The sequence below is a fragment of the Silvimonas sp. genome (genome assembly GCF_031291215.1).
In the GTDB taxonomy this organism is placed as follows: Bacteria; Pseudomonadota; Gammaproteobacteria; order Burkholderiales; family Chitinibacteraceae; genus Silvimonas; species Silvimonas soli.
Genome location: NZ_JARLJK010000132.1, coordinates 1 through 1,407, shown reverse-complemented (window position 1 = coordinate 1,407; position 1,407 = coordinate 1). Strand labels below are relative to the sequence as shown.

Annotated in this window: 2 protein-coding genes; one reads left to right on the top strand and one right to left on the bottom strand. The window is 56.4% G+C overall.

What is annotated here, in order from left to right; translation table 11 throughout:
* Positions 1-293: 293 nt before the first annotated feature.
* Positions 294-863 carry a site-specific integrase gene (locus tag P4L78_RS15485; protein ID WP_309328728.1) on the bottom strand — a complete coding sequence of 190 codons (570 nt, stop codon included), beginning with the start codon at positions 861-863 and terminating at the stop codon, positions 294-296.
* A 297-nt stretch (positions 864-1,160) separates the two neighbouring features.
* Here P4L78_RS15485 and P4L78_RS15480 point away from each other — a divergent pair.
* Positions 1,161-1,407, top strand: a 247-nt coding sequence (locus tag P4L78_RS15480; protein WP_309328727.1) for a hypothetical protein, incomplete at its 3' end; no start/stop codon positions are given.

Sequence of the window (1,407 nt, the reverse complement as noted above, 5' to 3'; positions counted from 1 at the left end):
CGCTACGCCTGAACAGCACCAGCTTTCCATCTTCCAGACACACAGCATCTTCCATGCCGTAACGTGCACGGAATGTGCCTGGAAATCAGCCGAATTCGTTGGGTGTCAGAGACGAAAAATCCGGCCTTTCGGCCGGATTTTTACAACTAAATCAACGCTGTCCGACGACGCCGTGACAGTGTTTGTATTTGCACACAAACGGATAAGCCTGTTGATTTTCCAGGGCTTTTTCCAAACTGATTGCGGCTGCCTGGCTTTTGCCGTGGTCTGCCCGCCGCGCCCACCAACCGCAATCAGCCCGCCAATTCCACCGCATTGCGCAGCATGTCGTCCGACGCATCTATATAAGGCATCACCGAGGCCAAGCTGCGATGTCCGGCCAGCTTGGCGAGGACGCGCACGCCAACGCCCCGCGAGCTCAGCGTGGTGATGAAGCTGCGCCTGCCAGAATGCGATGACGCACCCGCAATGCCAGCCCGCTCGTAGATCATGTTCAGGGTCTGGCAAGCGGTGTTGGCCGAGAACGCCGAGCGCTTCTGCGTGGCAAAGAGGTGGGCCGTGTCCGCACGCCTGGGGATGGTCTTCAAATATGCGGCGATCTCCCGGCGCAGCTTCTCGTTCACGAACACGGTGCGGGCATGCCGGCCCTTGGTCTGCTCGGCTGAAAGCCTGATCTCGTCCTTGACCGTGCCATCGCTGTTGAGAACATCACCCTTCAACAGGGCTGCCACTTCGCCCACCCGCATGCCGGAGAAATGCGTCATCAGGATCATCAGCCTGTTTCGCGCTGCATGTTTCTTTGTCGCAACGTAATCCAGCACCCTGCGCAGCTCTTTGGGTGATAGCGTCTTGGCCTGTGGCATCTGCCTGCTCCTGGAACCTCATCGTTCCAACGCTGGCAGTGTATTTCCTTAGGTTATGGCTGGACGACCTGAGATCAGCGCCCAGACAGCGATCATTAAAACGCGTTTTATCAATGACATAGCCAAAAACCTAAGGAAATGTACTTTTCTTAGGTTCTGGAGTTGGGCGGGCTCGGGAGTTGCTGGAGCAGGCCGCCAACATCTTGAGATCTCAAGTTCTGGGACGGGTCAGGCTGGCTGAGCAGGGTTGAAGCTGCTGCGAATGCTCAGCCTTGCATCGTCCTGAGCGCGCTCATCGTGGCATGGGAACTCAAAAAATCTTCCAAGATGGAAGTTGTTTTGGCGTGGCTCCGGGTGGATCGGCTGGCTTTCACGGATTTGTGCCAGGAACTTGAGGTCTCAAGATCTGGAACGGTGGTGATTGCGGTGTTGCGCGACGGCTCTGTCCGCGATTTTGATCGGTTTGCCATTCGTTATTTGGCAACGCATCACCCTCCTATCGGTAGAGGAGAGATGCGTTTAATTTGCGCATATCCGTCGGCTG